General features: G+C 62.5%; 20 protein-coding genes and 1 tRNA gene. 11 read left to right on the forward strand and 10 right to left on the reverse strand.

Annotation, left to right across the window (positions count from 1 at the left end):
- Positions 1 to 45: 45 nt before the first annotated feature.
- Both BM173_RS05405 and BM173_RS05410 read left to right on the forward strand, forming a co-directional pair.
- The gene (locus BM173_RS05405; RefSeq protein WP_090478119.1) at positions 46 to 1,071 is read left to right on the forward strand and encodes an aspartate carbamoyltransferase catalytic subunit; all 1,026 of its coding nucleotides are present in this window, start codon (positions 46 to 48) and stop codon (positions 1,069 to 1,071) included.
- Complete coding sequence (locus BM173_RS05410; RefSeq protein WP_090478122.1) at positions 1,068 to 2,300, forward strand: dihydroorotase; 1,233 nt, start codon at positions 1,068 to 1,070, stop codon at positions 2,298 to 2,300. Before BM173_RS05405 ends, BM173_RS05410 begins: the two co-directional genes overlap by 4 nt.
- A 63-nt stretch (positions 2,301 to 2,363) precedes the next feature.
- On the opposite strand, the gene BM173_RS05415 is transcribed toward BM173_RS05410, so the two are convergent.
- The 3 genes from BM173_RS05415 to BM173_RS05425 are packed head-to-tail and all read right to left on the reverse strand — an operon-like array spanning position 2,364 to position 5,012.
- Positions 2,364 to 3,692: an SPOR domain-containing protein gene (locus BM173_RS05415; protein ID WP_090478125.1), complete on the reverse strand. Its 1,329-nt coding sequence runs from the start codon at positions 3,690 to 3,692 to the stop codon at positions 2,364 to 2,366.
- Between the two features lie 42 nt (positions 3,693 to 3,734).
- Complete coding sequence (locus BM173_RS05420) at positions 3,735 to 4,265, reverse strand: hypothetical protein (protein WP_090478127.1); 531 nt, start codon at positions 4,263 to 4,265, stop codon at positions 3,735 to 3,737.
- A gap of 30 nt (positions 4,266 to 4,295) precedes the next feature.
- Positions 4,296 to 5,012, reverse strand: a complete 717-nt coding sequence (locus tag BM173_RS05425; RefSeq protein ID WP_090478130.1) for a ParA family protein — start codon at positions 5,010 to 5,012, stop codon at positions 4,296 to 4,298.
- Between the two features lie 215 nt (positions 5,013 to 5,227).
- On the opposite strand from BM173_RS05425, the gene BM173_RS05430 reads away from it, so the two are divergent.
- The 4 genes from BM173_RS05430 (at position 5,228) to bfr (ending at position 8,424) form a co-directional block, all read left to right on the forward strand.
- Positions 5,228 to 6,217 carry an SPOR domain-containing protein gene (locus BM173_RS05430; RefSeq protein ID WP_090478133.1) on the forward strand — a complete coding sequence of 330 codons (990 nt, stop codon included), beginning with the start codon at positions 5,228 to 5,230 and terminating at the stop codon, positions 6,215 to 6,217.
- A 68-nt stretch (positions 6,218 to 6,285) separates the two neighbouring features.
- On the forward strand, positions 6,286 to 7,548 hold the full coding sequence (locus tag BM173_RS05435) for a DUF418 domain-containing protein (protein WP_245755767.1): 1,263 nt from the start codon (positions 6,286 to 6,288) through the stop codon (positions 7,546 to 7,548).
- Positions 7,549 to 7,614: 66 nt separating this feature from the next.
- A complete protein-coding gene (locus BM173_RS05440; RefSeq protein ID WP_090478135.1) occupies positions 7,615 to 7,806 on the forward strand; it encodes a (2Fe-2S)-binding protein in 192 nt (63 codons plus the stop codon).
- Positions 7,807 to 7,926: 120 nt separating this feature from the next.
- On the forward strand, positions 7,927 to 8,424 hold the full coding sequence (gene bfr / locus BM173_RS05445; protein ID WP_090478138.1) for a bacterioferritin: 498 nt from the start codon (positions 7,927 to 7,929) through the stop codon (positions 8,422 to 8,424).
- Here the strand turns inward: bfr and BM173_RS05450 are convergent, their stop codons facing one another.
- Positions 8,425 to 8,916 (reverse strand): DUF2721 domain-containing protein, encoded by a 492-nt coding sequence (locus BM173_RS05450; protein WP_245755768.1) that lies wholly within the window; start codon positions 8,914 to 8,916, stop codon positions 8,425 to 8,427.
- Positions 8,916 to 10,349 carry a ribosome biogenesis GTPase Der gene (gene der / locus BM173_RS05455; protein WP_090478140.1) on the reverse strand — a complete coding sequence of 478 codons (1,434 nt, stop codon included), beginning with the start codon at positions 10,347 to 10,349 and terminating at the stop codon, positions 8,916 to 8,918. Before der ends, BM173_RS05450 begins: the two co-directional genes overlap by 1 nt.
- A gap of 88 nt (positions 10,350 to 10,437) precedes the next feature.
- Between der and BM173_RS05460 the strand changes: the two genes are divergently transcribed.
- Positions 10,438 to 11,016, forward strand: a complete 579-nt coding sequence (locus tag BM173_RS05460) for a CHAP domain-containing protein (RefSeq protein WP_090478143.1) — start codon at positions 10,438 to 10,440, stop codon at positions 11,014 to 11,016.
- Here the strand turns inward: BM173_RS05460 and BM173_RS05465 are convergent, their stop codons facing one another.
- Both BM173_RS05465 and BM173_RS05470 read right to left on the reverse strand, forming a co-directional pair.
- Positions 11,017 to 11,301: a DUF3297 family protein gene (locus tag BM173_RS05465; RefSeq protein ID WP_090478145.1), complete on the reverse strand. Its 285-nt coding sequence runs from the start codon at positions 11,299 to 11,301 to the stop codon at positions 11,017 to 11,019.
- Positions 11,302 to 11,356: 55 nt separating this feature from the next.
- Positions 11,357 to 11,602, reverse strand: a complete 246-nt coding sequence (locus BM173_RS05470) for a hypothetical protein (protein ID WP_090478148.1) — start codon at positions 11,600 to 11,602, stop codon at positions 11,357 to 11,359.
- 147 nt (positions 11,603 to 11,749) lie between these two features.
- On the opposite strand from BM173_RS05470, the gene BM173_RS05475 reads away from it, so the two are divergent.
- Together BM173_RS05475 and tig are read left to right on the forward strand one after the other, a co-directional pair.
- Positions 11,750 to 11,834, forward strand: a tRNA-Leu gene (locus BM173_RS05475).
- A gap of 68 nt (positions 11,835 to 11,902) precedes the next feature.
- Positions 11,903 to 13,528, forward strand: a complete 1,626-nt coding sequence (gene tig, locus BM173_RS05480) for a trigger factor (protein ID WP_090478149.1) — start codon at positions 11,903 to 11,905, stop codon at positions 13,526 to 13,528.
- Between the two features lie 68 nt (positions 13,529 to 13,596).
- Here the strand turns inward: tig and BM173_RS05485 are convergent, their stop codons facing one another.
- The 3 genes from BM173_RS05485 to BM173_RS05495 are packed head-to-tail and all read right to left on the reverse strand — an operon-like array spanning position 13,597 to position 18,460.
- Entirely contained in the window at positions 13,597 to 14,964 is a 1,368-nt protein-coding gene (locus tag BM173_RS05485; protein WP_090478152.1) for a cation:proton antiporter, read from the reverse strand.
- Between the two features lie 6 nt (positions 14,965 to 14,970).
- Positions 14,971 to 16,512, reverse strand: a complete 1,542-nt coding sequence (locus BM173_RS05490) for an amidase (RefSeq protein ID WP_090478154.1) — start codon at positions 16,510 to 16,512, stop codon at positions 14,971 to 14,973.
- Positions 16,513 to 16,552: 40 nt separating this feature from the next.
- The gene (locus tag BM173_RS05495) at positions 16,553 to 18,460 is read right to left on the reverse strand and encodes a TonB-dependent receptor (RefSeq protein WP_245755769.1); all 1,908 of its coding nucleotides are present in this window, start codon (positions 18,458 to 18,460) and stop codon (positions 16,553 to 16,555) included.
- Between BM173_RS05495 and BM173_RS14760 the strand changes: the two genes are divergently transcribed.
- Both BM173_RS14760 and BM173_RS05500 read left to right on the forward strand, forming a co-directional pair.
- Entirely contained in the window at positions 18,432 to 18,863 is a 432-nt protein-coding gene (locus tag BM173_RS14760; RefSeq protein ID WP_245755770.1) for a hypothetical protein, read from the forward strand. The two genes, BM173_RS05495 and BM173_RS14760, sit on opposite strands and share 29 nt — an antisense overlap.
- Positions 18,860 to 19,573 (forward strand): ATP-dependent Clp protease proteolytic subunit, encoded by a 714-nt coding sequence (locus BM173_RS05500; RefSeq protein ID WP_090478160.1) that lies wholly within the window; start codon positions 18,860 to 18,862, stop codon positions 19,571 to 19,573. Before BM173_RS14760 ends, BM173_RS05500 begins: the two co-directional genes overlap by 4 nt.
- Positions 19,574 to 19,647 lie beyond the last annotated feature (74 nt).

Here is a 19,647-nt window from a genome sequence, read left to right on the forward strand (position 1 = left end):
ATGTGCTTGAGGGTGCGATGGCTCTCGACTAAGGGCGTGGCTTTAATGACAGCTTCGCAAACACAGTCCCACGCATCCCGCTATCCGGCGGGAGCGCAGGCCTTCCCGCATCGCGACCTGCTCGGCATCGGCCAGCTGGAGCGCCACGAAATCCTGTTCCTGCTCGACGAGGCGGAACAGTGGGTCGATCTCAACCGGCAGCGCCAGAAGCACAGCGACAGCCTGTCCGGACTGACGATCATCAATGCTTTCTTCGAGAACTCGACGCGGACGCTCCTGAGTTTCGAGATCGCCGGGAAGCGGCTGGGCGCCGACGTCGTCAACATGCACGCCGCGCAGTCCAGCGTGAAGAAGGGCGAGACGCTGATCGATACCGCGATCACCCTCAACGCCATGCGCGCCGATGCCATCGTCATCCGGCACGGATCGAGCGGGGCGACGGGCCTTATCGCGGACAAGGTCGACTGCCCGGTCCTCAATGCGGGTGATGGCCAGCACGAACACCCGACCCAGGCCCTGCTGGACGCGCTGGCCCTGCGCCATGCGCTGCGGGAGAGAGGGCAGTCCGCCGACGATTTCACCGGCCTCACCATTACTATCTGCGGCGATATCCTGCACAGCCGGGTCGCGCGATCGAACCTCCTGTGCCTGCAGGCACTGGGCGCAACCGTACGTCTGTGCGCGCCGCCTGCGCTGATGCCTTCCGGTATCGAGGCGATGGGCGCGCAGGTCTTCCACGATTTCGACGCGGCGCTCGACGGGTCCGACGTGGTCATGATGCTGCGTCTCCAGACAGAGCGCATGAGCGGACAGTTCATTCCCTCTGCGCGGGAGTACCACTACCTTTACGGCCTGACTGCCGCCCGCCTTGCCAGGGCCGGGGAAGATGCGCTGGTCATGCATCCCGGGCCGATGAACCGCGGCGTCGAAATCGACAGCGACGTTGCCGACATGATCGACCGTTCGATCATAACCCGGCAGGTCGAGATGGGCGTGGCCATTCGCATGGCCTGCCTCGACGTCCTGACGCGCCGCGCCCGCGGGGTCGAAGGATGGGGAGAGGTCGCATGAAGCAGACGCGCGCCCTGACAATTACCGGCGGCAAGCTGGTTGCTCCCGGTGGAATTCGGGATGGCAACTTGCGCATCGCGGAAGGCCGTATCGCTGCATGCGGCGATGCCCAGCCGCAGGACGGGGACGAGATCGTCGACGCTGGTGGCAAGCTGGTCGCGCCGGGGCTGGTCGACCTTGGCGTATTCGCCGTGGACAAGCCTGCATTCCACTTTGGCGGTATCACGCGTGCAGCGCTGATGCCTGACCAGTCTCCGGCGCTCGATCTGCCGAGCCGTGTTTCCTATATCGCGAAGAGCGGGAAGCCCGACCTTTGGGTTCACCCGCTGGCGGCTGCGACCCGCGGCCTTGCGGGAAGTGAAATTGCCGAAATCGCCCTGATGCGCGAGGCAGGGGCACTCGGCGTTGCGACCGGACGCGGCTGGATCGCCGATTCCGGTGTGATGCTCCGTCTGCTCCAATATGCAGCCATGCTCGACATGCCGGTGATCGCCCATGCAGAAGACGCGGCGCTGGTGGGTCCGGCAGTCGCCACGGCTGGCGAATATGCGACGCGGCGCGGACTGCCCAGCGCGCCGGCCGAAGCCGAAGCCATCGCCATCGCGCGCGACTTGGCCCTCGCGGAAATGGCCGGTGCGCGTATTCATTTCAGGCAAGTGACGACACGGGCCGGACTTGAACTGGTGCGCCGGGCGAAGGCAGGCGGCCCGCGGGTCACGGCAGGCGTGACGCCCGCACATTTCATGCTGTCCGATCTGGCGACGGTCGATTTCCGCACGTTTGCACGCCTGTCTCCTCCCTTGCGCAGCGAAGACGACCGCCAGGCGGTCCGCGAAGCGATCGCGGACGGGACGATCGACGTGATTTCCAGCGGCCACGATCCCCGCGGTCCGGAAGACAAACGCCAGCCTTTCGCCGATGCCGAACCCGGAATGGCCGGGGCGGAAACCCTGCTCGCGATGGCGCTCTCCCTCGCGACCGATGGAATTGTCAATGTGGCGCGTGTCTTCGACTTGGTGGCGGGCAATCCGGCGTCGATCCTCGGTGTGGCGGCAGGATCGCTGGAAGTCGGCCTGGAAGGGGACATGGCGTTGATCGATGCGGACAAGCCCTGGATCGTCCAGAGCGCGCGCATGGCGGCGACCGCGGGCAATACGCCTTTCGACGGGCAGCCTACGCAAGGCCGCGTGCTTCGCCTGTGGAAGGGCGGCGTGGAGATCGAGCTCTAACAAAAAGAAACCCCCGCCGGATCGCTCAGGCGGGGGTCATTTCTTGGCTTATGGCTGCGCGTCTTAGCGCGCTGCGACCCTTATTGCCGCATCGCCCAGGTGACCCGGGAGCGGATTTGCGGAGGCATAGGCGATGCAACCGCCGCCTTTGCCCTTGACGGTGGAGCACATGCTCTGTGCCGAATTCTTGGCGAAGCCTGCTGCCGCGACGCGGTAGTAGATCTTGCCGTTCACGCGGGCCTTGGTGATGACTTTCTTCGCATCGGCAAGCTCGGGATACTTTTCCTGGAACTTGCGCCAGCCGTCCTGAGCATCCGACATCGAGAAATACGAGCCGAGCTGGATATTGTAGTCGCCCTTGGCGAGCGCGATGCTCGGGGCGGCCTTGGGTGCAGGCTTTGCAGCCTGGCGGGATGCCGGGGCGGCAGGCTGTGCTTCGGCCTTCGGAGCCGCAGCTACAGCAACCGGAGTGGGCTGAACCATTTCTTCGGCGACAAACTTCTTGCGCGGAGCGGCCTGAAGGCCGGCATCGGCAAGCTGCGCATCACCGAAGTCCTGTGCCTGCGGTGCCGCGTCGACGGCAGGCAGTTCGCCGGCAAAGGCGAAGCTGGGTGCGGGTTCTTCGACCACGACCTCTTCTTCGACCGTTTCGGCAGCCAGCATCGGAACGCTGGGATTGTTCGACAGGGCGAGCATTGCAGGCTGGCCGGAGTCGGCGGCGAAATCGACGCCCATCAGGCGCGCCACACGAACGCGGGTCATTTGCGGGCTGGCCAGGGCTCCCCATTCGGCCATTCGATCGCCAACCTCGTTGGCCGGCACGTCTTCCATCGCCATCAGGCGCGCTGCACGCCACTGGCCGGAAAGGGCATAGACATAGGCTAGGTTCTGGCGAGTCTTGGTGGTGTTCTGGCCGCCGCGGATGGCGTTGCTCAGCACATGGACACCGCGTTCAGGCTGGCCTGCAAGCGCGATTGCGAGACCGAAATCAGCCGGGTCGAGCGAGGCTTCCCAGCGCTCGAGCGTTTCGATCGCACCGAGCTGGTCGCCTGCGCCGATCTGCGCAAGGGCAAGGCTCACGACGGTGCGCGGACCCGTGTCGCCGAGGGCGACGGCATCGGAGAAGGTCTGCGATGCAGACTGGAACCGTCCTGCTTCGAGATAAGCATTGGCCAGCAGCGTCCGGCTGTGCGCATCGCGGGGCGATGCCAGCACGGCAGCTTCTGCGTGCTTCACGGCCTTGTCGGCCTTGCCCTTCTGCAGCGCGACTTCGGCCTTGGCGGCCGAGTGCGAAGCGGTGGGCGCGACCTTGCCGGAGCAGCCGGCGAGGCCCGTGGTTGCCAGGGCCGTGGTAACGGCCAGACGGACGAAGAGTTGGTTCTTGGTCTGCATTAGTGCTTACCCCCTAAAGGCGATCCCACGTCCTTGGTTTGCTTACTTGCCGTCATGCTGCACCTGGGCAGCAAGAGCGGCGATTTCCGGCATTTCGGCCAAAAGGCCGTCGAGTGCGTCCGTCACCAGTTGCTGTGCGCTTGACCCGCGGACGGTGCAGGCGAGACGCAGCATGAGGTGGCGTTCCTGGTCGAGGCGCAGCGTGAAGGCTGCACGCTTGCCCTGGCGCAGCGCAGACTTGCGCTGGACGGGCTGTTTTTCTTCCGGCTTCTTCTCGAGCTGCGATGCAATGCGATCGAGCGAAGCGCGAACCTGATTGGGCTCGCCGCTCTCGTTGGCGGCTTTCGGCGCAATCGAGACCACATCGGCAGGCATTTTCACCAGCCCGGCCTCGGGTGCGGCGCTTTGCGCTTCGTCACCCATGTCGTTCCAGCCCAAATCTTCCAGGTTTGCTGCCGCTGCAGCGCCGTCGACCGGGCCGATGGCCGTCGACTGCGGGCGCATGGCAGGCTTGGCGCCGCCCTTGCGTGCGAGCAGGGTGGAAGAGAGCGATGCGAAATTGGCGTCAGACATCCGGCTAGCCCCGCCTTTCCTTGTTTGCTCTTACTGGGCGACCCGACGGCCGAAGCCACCGGCGGGACGATAGACACCGGGCTGTGCCGCCTGAGTATTGGGCGCGGCGAAGACGGTGCGGCGGAAATTCTTTTCGAGTCGATCGGCAATGTATTTCCACAGGGCGGTGACCTCGGCAGCCGAACGGCTTTCGGGATCGACTTCCATCACGGTGCGGCCATCGATCATCGAGGCGGCGAAATCCGTGCGGTGGTGAAGCGTGATCGGAGCGACGGTGCCGTGCTGCGAGAGCGCGACGGCGGCTTCCGAAGTGATCTTGGCTTTCGGCGTTGCCGCGTTGACCACGAAGATCAGTGGCTTTCCGGCGCGTTCGCAAAGATCGACCGTGGCGCCGACAGCGCGCAGGTCGTGCGGGCTGGGGCGGGTCGGAACGACAATCAGTTCGGCCACCGAAATCACCGACTGGATAGCCATGGTGATCGCCGGGGGCGTATCGAGAACTGCAAGCTTGAAACCCTGCTGGCGAAGAACTGCCAGGTCGTTGGCGAGCCGTGCGACGGTGGTCTGGGCGAAAGCGGGAAGTTCCGCTTCACGCTCGTTCCACCAGTCGGCAAGCGAGCCTTGCGGGTCGATGTCGATCAGGACGACCGGGCCTGCGCCCGCTCGTTGCGCCTGAACGGCCAAATGTCCGGAGAGCGTGGTCTTGCCCGATCCGCCCTTCTGCGATGCCAATGCCAATACACGCAAGGCTGGTCCCCCTGATTGCGCTTCTAACCAGTCGAGCCACAAGGTTGTGACCCTCTCGATCGAAGGAAATCGCAGACTACCCCTAATTTAGGGTTAATTTTGCAGCACATTCATTTGCGAGGGCCGGGCCGGGCGAGGATTGGACTTTGTTAAGTTTGGCTTTCGTATAGGATCGCGCAAACCGGGATACGCAGCGGACAGGTCGAGGGGCAGCCATGAGATTACGGGAACGCACAGCGGCAGTCGCCCTGCTTTGCACGGTCATCGCCGCTCCGGCGCAGGCCGACGTGAAGGCCGGTGTCGACGCATGGACCGCCGGGGATTTCGCCGCTGCGGTTCAAGAATGGACCGGACCTGCTGCGCAGGGCGATCCGGACGCGCAGTTCAATCTCGCGCAGGCCTATCGCCTTGGCCGGGGAGTTGAAGCCGATCTCGGTCGGGCGGAGGCCTTGTATGCGCAGGCAGCGGCAAGCGGGCATATTCGCGCTGCCGACCAATACGGCCTCTTGCTGTTCCAGACCGGTCAGCGCGATAAAGCCATGCCCTACATAGAAGTGGCCGCGGGGCGGGGTGAGCCGCGGGCCCAATACCTCCTAGGTATCGCGCACTTCAACGGCGACCTTGCCGCAAAGGACTGGCCGCGAGCCTACGCCTTGCTGACGCTGGCGAATGCTGCGGGCATGCCGCAGGCTGCGGGCGCACTGGCCCAGATGGATGAACACATTCCGCTCGAGCAACGCCAGCAGGCACAGCCGCTTGCCGCATCGCTCAAGGCGGAGGCCGACGCCACCCGTGCACGTAAGCTTGCCGCGGTCGATCTCGCTCTAGGGATACCCGCGCCGGTCGCCGCGCAGCCACCCATCGAGAAGCCGAAACCGGTAACGGTCGCGAAAGCGGAAACGCCTGCCGCTCCCGTACCTGTCGTCCGAACCTCGCCGCCGCCGCGAGCCGCGCCGCCCAAGGTCGAGACCGCGACAAAAGGCCCGTGGAAGGTCCAGCTTGGCGCATTCGGCGTGCCGGGCAATTCCGAGCGCCTGTGGTCGAGGATTTCCTCGCGCGGCGAAATCGCTGGGCGCGAACGGATAGAGCGCAAGGCCGGCAATCTGACGATCCTCCTCGCCGGTGGCTATGCTAGCAAGCAAGAAGCCTCCGCTGCCTGCGCTTCGTTGAAGCGGTCGGGACAGGAGTGCCTTGTCACCCGCTAGGCGGGACCAATCCACTGAAGGGCTTCCAGACCGCGCCTATCGCCCTATGAGGGGGCGAGGGGGGAATCATGGACCAAGACATCGCCACGCCCGACCGGCCGCAGCCGGTAGCCGTTTCAGGCAGCCGGATCACCAGCCTGGACTTCATTCGCGGCATCGCCGTGATGGGCATCCTCGCAGCCAATATCTTCGCCATGGGGCAGCCGTTCACGGCCTATATGTACCCCACGGCGTTCACCGTGCCGCACTCGGCGGCAGAGGGCTGGATGTGGGTGGCGCAGTTCGTCCTTATCGACGGAAAGATGCGCGGCCTTTTCAGCCTGCTCTTCGGGGCGGGCCTTTACCTCTTCATGGAAAAGACCTGGGCGAAGGGCGGGACCGTGTGGCTCCAGATCAAGCGCCTCCTGTGGCTCGGACTGTTCGGTGCGATCCACTTCTTCTTCATCTGGCGTGGGGACATCCTGTTCCTTTACGCCCTTTGCGGTCTGATCGCCGTCGCCATCTTCATCGGGATGAGCGTGCGTAAGCAGCTCGCCTTCGGTATCCTCGCCTATATCGTCGGGACACTCCTATATGGCAGCCTCATCGCGATGCAGTTCGTCGCGGATACCGAGGTCGACAGCGCGGTCTACGGGCAAATGCAGGAAGAGCTGCTACAAAGCGCCGAAGAGGACTTGCAGGACGGCAGGCTCGAAACCCAGATCCGGCAGGACGGCACCTATGGGGATTACGTGGCACATAATTTCTCGGCCCACACCGGGGACCTTGCCTTCGTAATGTTCTTCGCGTTCGAGACCCTGCCGCTGATGCTCTTCGGGATGGTTCTCTATCGCAAGGGCCTCTTCGACGGACGCTGGAGGCCGCGATCCCTCGGCGCCTGGGCATGGGTGAGCCTTCTGGTCGGCGGCGCGCTGACTTTATGGATCGCACTCGCGACCAAGGCGGGCGGGATCACATATTACGGCTCGCTCGCCGCTTTCGTCGGCTGGACGCATATCCCGCGCCTGTTCATGGTGCTCGGTCTCGTGATCCTGCTGGCCATCCATGCGCCAACAGCGGGCGGCTGGCTTTCCGACCGGATTACCGCCGCCGGTCGGGCCGCTTTCACGAATTACCTCGGCACCTCGATCGTGATGCTGTTCGTCTTCGGAAATTGGGGCCTCGATCTTTTCGGCCGCTTCGGCAGGACGGAGCTTTACCTGGTGGTCCTGGCAAGCTGGTTCGTGATGTTGCTTTGGTCGAAACCGTGGCTCGACCGATTTCGCTTCGGTCCGTTCGAATGGGCCTGGCGCTGCCTTACATACGGCAGGGTGTTTCCGATCCGCCGCTGAGGACTTGCTATTGCGAGTAAGTCGCAATATATCTGCTCTTGCGAATCAATCGCAAGGAGTTCGGCGGTGTACACCTGCATTTGCAATGCCATCAGGGAAACGGACCTTCGCGCCGCCGCGCGCCGCGTGTCCGGTGACGCCGAAGCTTGCTATGCAGCGCTGGGCAAGCGGCCCAATTGCGGTGCCTGCCTCGACGAGGCCGATGCGATCATCTTCGAAGAACGCGAGATGGCATTCGAGCCGGCCGGACGTTCCTGACCGCTACTGAAAATCGCTTGCAACTGTAGGTTTTCTGCCGTTTTTTGCACTCGGCGGGCTTGCCCCCCGTCAGCTCCTTGCGCATAATCCTCTCGCTCAACAACACGAGGGAACAGTGCCATGAAGGGCGATGCCAAGACGATCGAGTTTCTCAACAAGGCACTGACCAACGAGCTGACGGCGATCAACCAGTACTGGCTGCACTACCGCGTCCTTGCGGATTGGGGCGTGTCCAAGCTGGCCGAGTACGAGCGGCACGAATCCATCGACGAGATGAAGCATGCCGACATCCTCGCCGAGCGCACCCTGTTCCTGAACGGGCTTCCGAACTTCCAGGCTATCCACAAGCTGAAAGTCGGCGAAACGGTCGAGGAAATCCTGAAGGCCGACCTCGCGATGGAAAACGAAGCCATTCCGCTGCTGCGCGATGCGATCGAACACTGCGAGAGCGTCCGAGATTTCGTCAGCCGTGAGATCTTCGCCCGTATCCTCGAAAGCGAGGAAGAGCACGTCGACTTCCTCGAAACGCAGTTCGACATGATCGAACGGATGGGGCTGCAGAATTACGTGCAGCTCAATTCCGAACCTGCGGGCGACACCCAGGTCAACACCGGCTGATCAGCCGCGCCTTTTGCGCTGCATCATGCGTTCGTGATTGCGCCGCGCGGCTGTGCGGGTTTCGAGTAGAAAAGACGCTAGGCCAGCCATCAGCAGCGCCATCGTGACCAGCCATGACACGGCGACCAGCGTGCCGAGCGGTGTGCGCACGAAGGCGCTGATGAAGAGCAGCATGATGACGACGCTAATCGTGAATGCCGAGGCGGTACTCAGCATAACGGCGCGCTGGGCGTAGACACGTCTTTGTTCGAGCGCGGGCAATTCCTCGACGAGGTCGCCTGCAGTATCATTCTCGTCTGCGGCGAGGATGCGCTCGATCTTGTTCGCCACCCAGATCAGGCGATTGGTCATCACATTCATGACCGCCCCGATACCTGCAAGAAGGAAGGCGGGCGCCAGGCTCAGCTGCACCACGTTCTGAACGCGAAGGCTCGAACTCGTCCGTTCGATCAGGTCGATTCCGGGCAGGCTGACCAGCAGGTCGATCAGCATCAGCGACCTCCGCTGTAATTGCCGCCGCCGCCCTTGTTGGCGTTGTAAGGGTTCTTCGGGCTCTTGAGGACCACGCGCACCGGCACGGCGTCGAAGCCGAGCTTGGCGCGGATGCCATTGACTAGGTAGCGCTCGTAACTCTTGGGAAGATCGTCGAGGCGCGTGCCGAACACCACGAAGCGGGGCGGGCGGGTGCTGGCCTGCGTGATGTAGCGCAGCTTGATCCGGCGGCCTCCGGGTGCGGGCGGCGGATTGGCTTCCAGCGCATCGTCGAACCAGCGGTTCAGCGCCGCTGTGGGCACGCGGCGGCTCCACGCCTCGCGGATTTCGAAGGCTGCCGACAGCATTGTGTCGAGGCCCTTGCCGGTCTTGGCCGACACGGCGAAGAGCGGCACGCCGCGGACCTGCGACAGGCCCTCGTTCAGTGCCTCGCGAATGCCGTTGAACAGCGAGCTGGCGTTTTCCGCGATGTCCCACTTGTTGATCGCGACCATCAGCGCGCGGCCTTCTTCCAGCGCCTGGCTGGCGATCTTGAGGTCCTGGTGCTCCAACCCCTGCGTCGCATCGAGCAGGAGAACGACGACTTCGGCAAAGTCGATGGCGCGCTTCGCATCTGCGACGGACATCTTCTCGATCTTGTCCGTCACGCGGGCACGCTTGCGCATACCGGCGGTATCGATGAGCCTGATCTCGCGGGTCTCGTTCGCCTTGGGGTCGAACCATTCCCAATCGACCGCGATCGAATCGCGGGTAATGCCAGCTTCCGGGCCCGTCAGCAGCCGATCCTCTCCGAGCAGCCGGTTGATGAGGGTCGATTTACCCGCATTCGGCCTGCCGACGATGGCGAGCTTGAGAGGGCCGGCGGGGGCATCCTCATCGTCGTCTTCAAAGGATGCAGCCTCTACCGCCGCTTCAGCTTCTTCGGACTTGGCGCCGATGATCGGCCACAGACCGCCGAACAGGTCGGCGATACCTTCGCCGTGCTCTGCCGAAACGCCCAGCGGCTCGCCCAGCCCGAGCGAATAGCTTTCGAATATGCCTGCTTCGGCTGCCTTGCCTTCCGCTTTGTTAGCCACCAGCACGACCGGCACTTCCTGCTCGCGCAGCCAGCGGGCGATTTCCTCGTCGAGCGGCGTGATCCCGGCGCGCGCGTCGATGACGAACAACGCAGCGTCTGCGCCTTCGAGGCTGACTTCGGTCTGCTTGCGCATCCGGCCGGGTAGCGTGGCGTCGTCCTCGTCTTCCCAGCCGGCGGTATCGACGACCGTGAACTGCAGGCCGGCGATTTCGGCATCGCCCATGCGGCGATCGCGCGTCACGCCGGGCTGGTCGTCGACCAGCGCGAGTTTCTTGCCGATCAGCCGGTTGAACAGCGTCGACTTGCCGACATTGGGACGGCCGATGATGATTACGGTGGGTTTGATGGCGTTCATTCTGCGCGGCAAGTGGCGTTTCGCGGCAGGATTGGCAAGGAAAAGGCGCTTAGTAAGGTATTAACCACGACGCACTATCCCTTACGTCATGGGTACGAAAAGGATCGCCGCAACGCTCTTTGTCGCCTGCCTCGCTCAGGAGGCACCGGCGCTTGCGAACAGCGAAACCGACGAGTTGAGCGCCTATATCCAGTGCGCTCCCTACGCCCGCGAAATCTCAGGTATTGAAATTTATGGCGATGCGCGGACCTGGTGGACCCAGGCGCAGGCTCGCTACGAGACGGGAAACCTGCCGCGAGAAGGCGCGGTCATGACATTCCGCCCGCACCGCTCGATGCAGCTTGGCCATGTCGCCACGGTGAGTAGGGTGCTCGATTCGCGAAGGGTCCTGCTCGATCACGCCAACTGGTCGCCGATCGACGGCAAGCGGGGTCGGGTAGAGAAAGACGTTCTCGCCATCGACGTTTCGCCGAACAACGACTGGAGCGAAGTGCGTGTCTGGTACGCACCCATCGCCGATCTCGGTAAAACGCCTTGGCCGATCGAAGGCTTCATCTACGCCGACAAGCGAAGGGCACGCGAGATCGCACCTCGTCCGCGCTTAGCGACGGCACGTCCAGAACCTTCCAGGAAATTCCTGTCGGCTTTTGCCGACTACGCGGACTGATCAGTCTGCCTTGCGAACCGGCGCGTCGTCGCCGAGATCTTCGTACCAGGCCTCAACCGGACCATTCAGCTTGAGCGTCAGGGGATTGCCCTGGCGGTCCAGCGTCTTTCCGGCCTGCACACGGACCCAGCCACCCGAAATCGAATATTCCTCGATATCGGTGCGCTGACGCCCCTTGAAGCGGATGCCGACGCCGCGCTTGAGCACTTCGACGTCGAACTTGTCGCTCTTCGGATTGACCGAAAGCTGGTCGGGCGGGAGGTCGGTTTTGGTGTCTTCGCTCATGGAGCGCGCCCCTAATCCGGCTTTGGTCGTGCTGCAAGTTCAATCGGCTCGAAGCTCAGTCGGGCGGCATGACCGCCGCGTCCATGGCGATCTCGCCCGCGCCGTCCTTCCCGCCTTCCATCGCCGCGCCCATGCGCTTCTCTGCTTTCTTGTCCTGTTCATCGGGAGCGCCGCGATCCTGGAGCACATCGCCTTCGCGTTCCCCCTCTGCCGCCATTTCGCGAGCGGTCTTGGGATCGGCGTCGGGGTCGATCGCGGGCGGGTTTGCAGGGGGAATGGCCGGTTTGTCGTAATCACTCATGCGAATTTCCTTTCTCCTCGAGAACGAAGGCGGTGCACAGGCTGTTCCTGCGTCCATCGCCGCGCTTGCCCTTTTCGCCCGACACGACTAGAGGCACGCGCCTATACGCGTAGCGTGCGCCGCTAACGCGCAGCTTCGTTCGGGTTAGCGGGCGTGGCGGAATTGGTAGACGCGCTGGTTTTAGGTACCAGTATCGCAAGATGTGGGGGTTCGAGTCCCTTCGCCCGCACCAATCCGTCGCGGACACGTTCAGCCTTCGCGCCTTATTAGACACTTGGAAAGTCACGAGTTCTCAAACCCATGCAGATCAAAGAAACCGCCAACGACGGCCTGAAGCGCGCCTACACGATCACCCTGACCGCCAAGGAAATCGACGGCCGCGTCGATGCGGAGGTCGCCAAGATCGCCCCGCAGGTGAAAATGCCCGGCTTCCGCCCTGGCAAGGTTCCCGCGAATCTCGTGCGCAAGATGCACGGCGAACAGCTCCATGCGCAGTCGCTCAACGACATGATCCGCGAATCGGTCGACAAGGTGATGGCCGACAACGAACTGCGTCCCGCCATGCAGCCCAAGGTCGAACTGAACGAAGGCTATGAAGAAGGTAAGGACGCCGAGATTTCGGTCGAACTCGAAATCCTGCCCGAAGTCGAAGCGCCGTCGACCGACGGTCTCGAAATCGAACGCCTGACCGTTCCGGTTTCCGACGAGCAGGTGATGGATGCCATCAAGACGCTCGCCGACAACAACAAGAGCTACAAGGACGCTGCCAAGTCCAAGAAGGCCGCCGACGGCGACCAGCTGATCATCGATTTCGTCGGCCGCGTCGACGGCGAGGAATTCGAAGGCGGCAAGGCGGAGAACACCCCGCTCGTCCTGGGTTCGGGCATGTTCATCCCGGGCTTCGAAGAACAGCTCACCGGCACCAAGACCGGCGACAAGAAGACCATCGAAGTCACCTTCCCGGAAGATTACCAGGCGCAGCACCTCGCCGGTAAGAAGGCCGAATTCGACGTCACCGTCCAGCAGGTGAAGGTCGAAGGCGAAACCAAGATCGACGACGAGTTCGCGAAGAACTTCGGTCTCGACGGCCTCGACAAGCTCAAGGAACTGATGCGCGGCCAGCTCGAGCAGGAAACTGCCGGCCTCACCCGCACCCAGATGAAGCGTTCGCTGCTCGACCAGCTTGCTTCGGGCCATGACTTCGCCGTGCCGCAGGGCATGGTCGATGCCGAGTTCGAACAGATCTGGACCCAGCTCCAGCAGGAAGCCGCCCGTTCGGAAGATCCGGAAGCGATGCTGAAGGAAATCGAAGCCGAGAAGGACGACTACCGCTCGATCGCCGAACGCCGCGTGCGCCTCGGCCTGCTGCTGTCGGAAATCGGCCAGCAGAACAACGTACAGGTCACGCCGAACGAAATGAGCATGCTCATCCAGCAGGCTGCCCAGCAGTATCGCGCTGAAGATCGCGAGCGGTTCATCCAGTACGTTCAGTCCGAACCGATGGCTGCCGCCCAGCTTCGTGCGCCGCTTTATGAAGACAAGGTCGTCGACTTCCTCTTCGACAAGGCCGAGATCACCGAACGCGAAGTGACGCGCGAAGAACTCGAAGCCGCGATCGAAGCGGACGAGAGCGAAGAAGCGGCCAAGCCGAAGAAGAAGGCTGCGGCGAAGAAGAAGGCTCCGGCCAAGAAGGCTGCCGCGAAGAAGGACGACAAGAAGGCTGACGAAAAGCCTGCGGCGAAAAAGACTCCGGCCAAGAAGGCTGCCGCGAAGAAGGACGACAAGAAGGCTGACGAAAAGCCTGCGGCTAAAAAGGCTCCTGCAAAGAAGGCTGCAGCCAAGAAGGCACCTGCCAAGAAAGCTGCTGCAAAGAAGGACGAGGGTGAAAAGAAGGCCCCCGCCAAGAAAGCCGCTGCAAAGAAATAAGCTCGATAGTTTGAGCTGATTTAAGGGGCGGCGGGAGCGATCCTGCCGCCCCTTCTGTTTGCGCCCTGTCAGAGAGGCTTCTTGGCCTTCTCTACCGAAAGCGGGGTCTTGTCGGGGCTGAGACAATCGATGCTTTCGTCCTTCCCTGCATGAATATGGGCCCGCTTGTTCTCCACGTGGCGGATCAGCGGTCCGGCCAGCACGCCGTGTACGACGACCGAGACGAGGATGATGAAGCTGGCCGTCGCCCACAAAAGATCTAGACCTTCGAAATCGGCATGGTTCTGCCCGTAGGCGAGGTAATAAATCGATCCCATGCCGCGCACGCCCAGGAACGCGACGGCGAACTTCCCTACTAGCGGCAGGTCGCAATTAGCCTCTGCCAAAAGGCCAGCAAGGGGACGGATCACGAAGATCAGTGCCAGGCCGACCAAGGCTGCCGGCCATGTCAGCGCATCCAGCACACCGCTGGCCAGCATGGCTCCGAAGCTGAAAAGCACGGCGACGAGGACGATCTGCTCGATCTGGTCGATAAAGTGGTGACTGAGCTTGTGATACCGGCTGCGATTCTCGCGCTGGCGGGCGGTCACCGCACCCACGAAGACCGCGATGAAACCGTAACCTTCTACCATTTCGGCAAGACCATAGCCCAGCAGGAGCGTGCCGAGCACTATCAGCCCTTCACTGGTCGAATACTTCGGGTGCTTGGCTAGGTCCCCGTCTTCTTCCACGTCTTCCATCTTGGCGTCGGCTTCGCGTTCGAACACGTACCAGGCACCTGCGCGCCCAACGATCCATCCCATTGCGACACCCGCCACGATCCGCCAGACCAGGTCGAGTGCGACCCATTCGAGCGTCCACGCGCCAAGCGACGTCATGCCCACGGCAGCAATCGCAAGGTAAGTGAAGGGAAAGGCCAGCCCGTCATTGAGGCCTGCCTCAACCGTCAGCGAAAAGCGCACGTCGTGCCGCTCGTTCTCGCCCGGCGGCCCGACCTGGACGCTGCGGGCGAGTACGGGGTCGGTAGGCGCCATCGCTGCGCCGAGCAGCAATGCCGATGCAGGCGCAAGGCCCAGCGCCCACCAGCCGAGTAGCGAGACCGCGAGGATCGTCAGCGGCATGGCGATAAGCAGGAGCGGCCAGATCTGACGCCAGTTCTTCCAGTTGGCAGGCCGGTCGATCGCAATGCCTGCCGCCATCAGCGATGCGATGACGATGAATTCGGTCACATATTCGAGCGCAACGGCATCGAAGCCGTCGACGGTCGGATTGATGTGCGGCAAGCCCAAGGGCAGCGAGAATAGGAGATATCCCGCTGCGACATAAACGATGGGCAGCGAGAGCCAGAACCGCGCCAGCCATTTCTCGAGCGATACGGCCAGGATGAGGCCGAGCCCGAAGATGACGAACATGAAGATGCGCGGATCGAATTCCATGCGGTATTACTGTTCGGCGCCGCTGTCGGGTTCCCACCTCTGGAAGGATGGCTCAGGAATAGTGGCGCTTCGGACAGCTTCGTACGCTGCACCAGCCTGCAACACTTCAAAATCCCGCCACTTTGCGCCGTAGAAGCTGATGCCGACCGGAAGGCGTTCGATCGCTCCCATGGGTACGGTCAGGTGAGGGTATCCTGCAATCGCAGCGGGTGACCCGAAGCCGATGCTGCCGTTGAAATTGTCGCCGTTGACGAGATCGCTCGTCCAGGAAGGACCGCGCGTGGGCGCGACGAGGAATTCGACGTCGTGCTGCGCCAGCAGCGCGTCCAGCGTCTCCTCCCCTGCAATCCTGACGGCATCCTCGCGCGCTTTTTCATAGGCTTCCCGGTCGGACGTCGTCTCCGCCAACTCGAAGAGTCCTTGGCCGAACCAGCGCATCTCCTCGCCCGCATTGAACTTGTTGAAGGCGATCACTTCGGAGAGCGTGCGCGGCAGGTTCTCGCCCGGCAGGCTGGCGAGGTATTTGCCCATCTCTTCGCGCAATTCGAACATCAGCACGGTGAAGCTGTCTTCGTACATCTGCCCGTTCACATCGAATTCGATGTCGACCAGCACCGCACCAGCATTTTCCAGGTCGGACAGGGCCTGTTCGAAGACTTCGGCAACATCGGCGCGATTTCCGATCTGCTTGCGCATCACACCGATCCGCTTCCCGGCAAGCGAGAAGTCCGTCAGCCCGTTGAAATAGTCTGCCCTGCGCGGGACGCCGACAGTGGCCGCATCGGCGTCGTCTTCGCCCGCGATAGCGCTAAGCAAGAGCGCGGCATCGGCAACCGTGCGGGTCATCGGCCCAGCAGTGTCCTGCGTGCTGGAAATCGGCACCACATGCGTGCGGCTGACGAGGCCGACGCTCGGCTTGAAGCCGACGATACCGTTTATGCTGGCCGGGCAGGTGATGGAGCCGTTCGTCTCCGTCCCGATCGCCGCCCAGGCAAGCCCGGCCGCCACCGCCGATCCGCTTCCGGAGGATGATCCGCAGCTATTGCGGTCGATGGCGTGGGGGTTGCGGGTCAGGCCGCCGACCGCGCTCCACCCACTGGTCGAAGAATCGTCCCGGATATTGGCCCATTCGGAAAGGTTCGTCTTGCCGAGCACCAGCCCGCCTGCGCGCCGCAAGTTCGCGATAAGCGGTGCGTCGCGTCCGGTCATGTTGTCGATCAGGGCAAGACTGCCCGCTGTCGTGGGCCATTCGCGGGTTTCGATATTGTCTTTCACCAGCACGGTTCGCGCCGCAAGCAGGCTGGCCGCATTGATGGCCTGTGCTTCGTCGCCCGGATCGGGGTCATAGGCGATGACGGCGTTGAGCGTCGGCCCGGCATCGTCGAGCGCGGCAATCCTCTGCGCATAAAGCCGCGCCGTCTCTGCCGCGTCGGGAACACGCTCCGACACATCCATCTGCTCATTGGCAGGAGGCGTCGCGACCCCCTGTGCTGCGAGCGGGGTGGCAAATGCGAACAGCGCAGCGGCGCTAAGGAGGCGAGGCGTCATGACGCCTTCCTGCCACAGCCATCAATCTTTGCAAATCGGGCTAGAAGTCCCCGCTGACCGAGAAACGGAAGATCGGGCCGATCCGGCGGTCGACTTCCTCGCTGAAGAGCACCTCGCCATCGGGCCGCGGACCATCGAATACGGTGCGCGAGAAGTAGTTTCGCGCGCCGAATGCGTTGCCGTAGTTTGCCCGGACGGTGAGGCCGAACACATCCTTGTTCTCGATGAAGAAGTTGGCAAAGGTGGGTCCTTCCCAGCCGCGTCCGATCTCGAACCTGCGCGAATAGCCCGCAGGATTGTTCGAGAACAGGCTCACCCCATAAGCCCAGTCCGTGCGGGGTACGTCGTGCCGGAAATCCACGTCGATCATATCGATCAGGTCGTAGGAAAAGGGGCGATCCTCACCCGTGAAGGGGTCCGTCACGCTCATCCAGCGTTTCACCGCGTCGAAATCGATGCGGGCACCGGGTATGCCGAGCGGGTCGAGATTGAGCGTCCCCGACAATTCGAGGTGCAAGCGGTCGGCGCTGCCGATGTTTCCGCGCGCCTCCCCGCCATCCTCGAGCGGGAACCAGTCGATGAAATCCTCGAACCAGCCTTGGCGCGCTTCGAATATGACCGAGCCCCATTTCCCGAGACCCTTGTTGACCTCGAGCTCGAGATCCCAGCTCTGGTATGGCACCAGCTCGTTATTCCCGCCATTCTCGTTCTCGTCGTTGAGCGAGACGCTGGCGAGGAAATCTCCGAACGACAGCTGGCTGACGCGGCGAGCCGCGGTGATCGAGATGTCGAGATCGTCCTCGGGTTTCCATGTCAGGGCAAGCGAACCTTTGGGGCGCTTGAAGCTGCGTGAGTTCGCAGCTGCGCCGGTCTGCTCGATGGTCGAGAATTCGGCCGATGCGATCGCTTGCAGGGAAAGCGTCGGGGACAGGCTCTTCGAATAGCTTAGCGCCCCCTCGTAGCGATCCTCGCTTACACCGCCATTGCCGCCGGGGAAGGGAATGGGTTCGAATTCGCCGCCCGGGCCGAGCGTGAACAGCGCAGAGACCCGGTCGAGGCGGTTGAATGCCGCTTCGCCGGACAGTTGCCAGTCCGCATCCCACATCGACCAGCCATATTCGAAGCGACCGATCCGTTCGCCTTCACCATTCGTCTGGTGATAACGCGAACCATCAGGCGGCGTGTCATCGTCGAAGCTATCGATCAGATCATTGGTGAAATTGTCGCGCTCGAAGCGTTCGAGAGCGATCAGCTTGAGCTTGCCTGGCCCGAGCGGGAATTCGATATCGCCGCCTATTTCATATTCAGGACCATTTTCGCGGACGCGAACATCGCGAAACCGCATCGGACCGATGATCGGCTTGCCGGTTTCGGGCACGTTATTGAATTGAAAATCCTCGCCGTAACTCAGGTTGAGATTCGCGGTAACGTCCTCGCCAAACCGGTACGTGAAATTCGTCGAAAGTTTCGGGTTATCGAACCCACCAGAAAACTTGGAATATTGTTCTTCGATCAGGGAGCCATCCGGACCGAATACCAGCGTGGGACCGTCCGCGCCGAAGCGATTGTTGTCGTTGGAAAGGGAGACGGTGTAATCCAGTCGACCGCTGCTTCCCGACAGCGAGACTTCGCCTCCGAACAGTTGCGCTTCGGTATTGTAGGCGCGAAAGCCCGTGTTCCAGCGAAACTGGCCCGACGGTCCCGTGCTTTCGTAAATGACATTGGCAACCAGGCCGGTAAGGCCGGGGATGTCGGTCGTGTTGCCGTCCACCAATTCGATCCGGATCACGTCATCGGCAGGGATACGGGCCAGCTGGTCGCGCAAACTGTCCGACTTGCTGGAAAAACGCTCTCCATTCACGATGACGTTCTGGTTCGCCTGGCCCAGGCCGCGTTGCCCGTTGTCATTACCGCCGGATATGCTGAAGCCGGGAATGCGGCTGACCATGTCGAGCGCGTTGCGCGGGGCGAACTGTGTGAAAAAGGCGGGTTCGAAAACGCGCGACCCGCTGTTTTGCGGCGCGGGTTCGCTCGGCGGCGCGGCAACATCGTCATCCGCCTCCTGGGCGATGGCAGGCGAGCCCAACATGGCGATTGCCGCGCAACTGCACAGCGCTAAATATCTGTTCGACAAGGGTTTTGTTTTCCTCTCCATGCCATTCGTTTACAAACGTAGGCGATGGGCGGAATCCGGCATCGACAAAGGACTCGCTACACCCGACGAACGGCGTTTTCGTCCGACGAACGGCTTGCCGTGCGCGGTAGTGGTACGGGCCGTGGTTAAAACCCTTGAACATCGCGACAGCTATCGCGACATAGACGCGAACCAATCGATACGAGGAATTTCATGATCAACCTGTTCGGCGACGATGCACACGGCACCCAAGGCCAGTTTACCCGCGATCCCGTGACGGGGGCGCTGGTGCCGACCGTTGTCGAACAATCGAGCCGCGGCGAGCGCGCCTTCGACATTTTCAGCCGCCTGCTGCGCGAACGCATCGTGTTCGTGACCGGCCAGGTCGAAGATACGATGGCTTCGCTGATCGTGGCGCAGCTGCTGTTCCTCGAAAGCGAAAACCCTTCCAAGCCGATCAGCATGTACATCAACTCGCCGGGCGGCGTGGTGACGGCCGGCATGGCGATCCATGACACCATGCAGTACATCAAGCCGCGCGTGTCGACGGTCTGCATCGGGCAGGCCGCCTCCATGGGCAGCTTCCTGCTGGCCGCGGGCGAGCCGGGCATGCGTATCGCGCTGCCCAATGCCCGCGTCATGGTACACCAGCCTTCGGGCGGCGCACGCGGCATGGCATCGGACATCGAGATCCAGGCACGCGAGATCCTGCGCATCCGCAAGCGGATGAACGATCTCTACGTGAAATATACCGGCCAGAGCCTGACCGACATCGAAAAGGCGATGGATCGCGACACCTTCCTCGAAGCCGACGAAGCCATGAAATTCGGCATTGTCGACAAGGTCTTCGAGGCGCGTCCGGAAAACGAAGGCGACGACGAGCCCACCAAGGACGAAGACAAGGGTTCGGGCGGCGCGCCTGAATAAACAGTGTTAATCGGCGCGGGATTTCCGTCCCGCCGCCGGACTGTTGCGAAATTGTCGTAGGAATTGAGCAACCT

This window comes from Qipengyuania nanhaisediminis, from assembly GCF_900115585.1.
Taxonomy (GTDB): domain Bacteria; phylum Pseudomonadota; class Alphaproteobacteria; order Sphingomonadales; family Sphingomonadaceae; genus Qipengyuania; species Qipengyuania nanhaisediminis.

Excerpts from the sequence above, each read along its gene's own strand:
- BM173_RS05405 (WP_090478119.1), top strand. The coding sequence starts at position 46 with ATGACAGCTTCGCAAACACAGTCCCACGCATCCCGCTATCCGGCGGGA.
- BM173_RS05410 (WP_090478122.1), top strand. The coding sequence starts at position 1,068 with ATGAAGCAGACGCGCGCCCTGACAATTACCGGCGGCAAGCTGGTTGCT.
- BM173_RS05415 (WP_090478125.1), bottom strand. The coding sequence starts at position 3,692 with ATGCAGACCAAGAACCAACTCTTCGTCCGTCTGGCCGTTACCACGGCC.
- BM173_RS05420 (WP_090478127.1), bottom strand. The coding sequence starts at position 4,265 with ATGTCTGACGCCAATTTCGCATCGCTCTCTTCCACCCTGCTCGCACGC.
- BM173_RS05430 (WP_090478133.1), top strand. The coding sequence starts at position 5,228 with ATGAGATTACGGGAACGCACAGCGGCAGTCGCCCTGCTTTGCACGGTC.
- BM173_RS05435 (WP_245755767.1), top strand. The coding sequence starts at position 6,286 with ATGGACCAAGACATCGCCACGCCCGACCGGCCGCAGCCGGTAGCCGTT.
- bfr (WP_090478138.1), top strand. The coding sequence starts at position 7,927 with ATGAAGGGCGATGCCAAGACGATCGAGTTTCTCAACAAGGCACTGACC.
- BM173_RS05450 (WP_245755768.1), bottom strand. The coding sequence starts at position 8,916 with ATGCTGATCGACCTGCTGGTCAGCCTGCCCGGAATCGACCTGATCGAA.
- der (WP_090478140.1), bottom strand. The coding sequence starts at position 10,349 with ATGAACGCCATCAAACCCACCGTAATCATCATCGGCCGTCCCAATGTC.
- BM173_RS05460 (WP_090478143.1), top strand. The coding sequence starts at position 10,438 with ATGGGTACGAAAAGGATCGCCGCAACGCTCTTTGTCGCCTGCCTCGCT.
- BM173_RS05465 (WP_090478145.1), bottom strand. The coding sequence starts at position 11,301 with ATGAGCGAAGACACCAAAACCGACCTCCCGCCCGACCAGCTTTCGGTC.
- BM173_RS05470 (WP_090478148.1), bottom strand. The coding sequence starts at position 11,602 with ATGAGTGATTACGACAAACCGGCCATTCCCCCTGCAAACCCGCCCGCG.
- tig (WP_090478149.1), top strand. The coding sequence starts at position 11,903 with ATGCAGATCAAAGAAACCGCCAACGACGGCCTGAAGCGCGCCTACACG.
- BM173_RS05485 (WP_090478152.1), bottom strand. The coding sequence starts at position 14,964 with ATGGAATTCGATCCGCGCATCTTCATGTTCGTCATCTTCGGGCTCGGC.
- BM173_RS05490 (WP_090478154.1), bottom strand. The coding sequence starts at position 16,512 with ATGACGCCTCGCCTCCTTAGCGCCGCTGCGCTGTTCGCATTTGCCACC.
- BM173_RS14760 (WP_245755770.1), top strand. The coding sequence starts at position 18,432 with ATGCTGAAGCCGGGAATGCGGCTGACCATGTCGAGCGCGTTGCGCGGG.
- BM173_RS05495 (WP_245755769.1), bottom strand. The coding sequence starts at position 18,460 with ATGGTCAGCCGCATTCCCGGCTTCAGCATATCCGGCGGTAATGACAAC.
- BM173_RS05500 (WP_090478160.1), top strand. The coding sequence starts at position 18,860 with ATGATCAACCTGTTCGGCGACGATGCACACGGCACCCAAGGCCAGTTT.